Origin of the sequence: Vibrio sp. 10N.222.46.A1, assembly GCF_041473595.1 — a bacterium.
GTDB lineage: Bacteria > Pseudomonadota > Gammaproteobacteria > Enterobacterales > Vibrionaceae > Vibrio > Vibrio tasmaniensis_A.
Window position 1 is genome coordinate 1 of the sequence record NZ_JBFRSN010000785.1, and the last position, 1,250, is coordinate 1,250.

The 1,250-nt window shown below is 45.1% G+C and carries 2 protein-coding genes; both read right to left on the reverse strand.

Going from position 1 to position 1,250, the window contains the following annotated elements; translation table 11 throughout:
• Positions 1-321: biotin/lipoyl-binding protein (locus tag AB4496_RS20105; RefSeq protein ID WP_372131734.1), on the reverse strand; the 321-nt coding region annotated here is incomplete at its 3' end.
• A gap of 3 nt (positions 322-324) precedes the next feature.
• Positions 325-1,250, reverse strand: a 926-nt coding sequence (locus tag AB4496_RS20110; RefSeq protein ID WP_372131735.1) for a TolC family protein, incomplete at its 5' end; no start/stop codon positions are given.

Consider the following 1,250-nt stretch of genomic DNA (forward strand, 5'->3'; position numbering starts at 1 on the left):
AGGAGTACGCGCACCATTCTCAGCTTGTTTTGCTAATGCGCCCGCAGCTTTTTGACCTGCTTTTGCTTGTTCTAGCTTCGCGTCAATCTCAGGGCTAAGAAGAGAAAAGATCAATTCGCCTTTTTCAACCGAATCGCCTTTACGCACGAATATTTCATCAATTCTGCCAGGTACTTTCGATGAGATGCTGTATTGCTGCGCATCGATTTGACCTTGAAGCTTAACAGGCTGAGGTTGATAAGCTTGGTAAAAACTGTATCCGACCCAGCCAATAACGCCGATACCAACTAAAGATAGAAGAAGGGGCTTAATAGGTTTCATGAATTATCCTTTTGACTGGCTATCGGTGTCTGTTTTTGAGTCGAAGTCAGACGGAACAGAAGAGGTTAAGTAACTCGAGTAAGCATTCATTTCGCTGGTTAGCGCTAATAGCTTGTTCAGAGAGATTAGGTATTTGAATCGCGCAGCAGATTGCTGGGTTTTGATGCTCGCAAGGTAGAGCTCTGCATCAACCACTTCTAGCGAGTTCGAAAGTCCTTGAGTGAAGGCTTTTTTACGAAGTGAAAGGTTTTCTTGAGCTAAAGACAGACTTGAGTTGAGGCCTTGAACTTCTTCAATTGCTTGGTTCGCTTCAAGATAGGTCTTTTGTACCAAAACGGTTAAGTCTTGCTTGGCTTGCGACTTAAGAAACTGGACTTGAGACACGGCGCTATGAGCGGCAGCGACTTTGTCGGAACGACCTGACGTGTCAAGTAGCGGTACATTCACACCAATACCGACTAACCAATCGGGTTTCATTTCACTGGCTAGCGAGTCATCTTCGTACAGGCTGTAATCACCGTAAAGGTAAACTTCTGGGTAGTATTTGCCTTTTTCAGCCTTGATCAAGCTACTCGCTTGTTTCTCTTTTGCTTCAAGGATTTTAAGGCCTGGGTAGGTCATGAGGGTTTGATCAACAAATACGTCCATATGAGGCAGGTTTTTGTTGATAAAGAGTTGTTCTGAAGGTTCGACACTTTGGCTCTGACCAAGGATCTGAGTCAGTGCTAATTGAGCAATTTTGAGGTCGTTCTGCGCTTTGGTTCGTTCAACAACGGCTTTATCCAAAGAAGCATCCGCCTGCAGACGTTCTACTCGAGCAATTTGTCCTTGCTGTTCAAGCTTGATGGCGAAATCACGATGCTGAGTTAAGCCAGCTTCAACGGCTTGACGTGTTCTCACGACGTCTTCCGCTAAGATCACCGAGAAGT